The 310-nt window shown below is 71.3% G+C and carries 1 protein-coding gene; it reads right to left on the bottom strand.

What is annotated here, in order from left to right; all coding sequences use genetic code 11:
* Nucleotides 1-310 (bottom strand): SseB family protein (locus tag QN345_RS20045; RefSeq protein WP_323509242.1); only part of this gene is annotated, 310 nt, incomplete at both ends.

Genomic DNA, 310 nt, shown 5'->3' with positions numbered 1-310 from the left:
ACATATTCGGTCGGCGCGGTCGGGTCGAGCACGACGAGGTCGGTGTTCTCCTGTGCCGCGGCGAGGGCGATCCGGATGCCGTCGGCCGGCACCGGCCGCGCCGCACTGTTCCACGCTGCCATGGCTTCGGCCGAGGTGAACACCGGGAGCACGTTCCGACCGTCCGGTCCGGCGACCGTGATGACCGAGAGTTCCTGGGTCTTGTCGACGAGGAGACCGGCGTCGGTGTGCCCGGAGTCGCCGAGCGCCGTCACGAGCGGGATCAGCAGCCGGGACGAGCGGATCGCGTCGACGACGGCCTCCTCCCCGG

This window comes from Cryobacterium sp. 10I1 (genome assembly GCF_035019805.1).
GTDB classification, from domain to species: Bacteria; Actinomycetota; Actinomycetes; order Actinomycetales; family Microbacteriaceae; genus Cryobacterium; species Cryobacterium glucosi.
The sequence above is the reverse complement of the archived record's forward strand: the minus strand, read 5'-3'. Positions and strand labels throughout refer to the sequence as shown.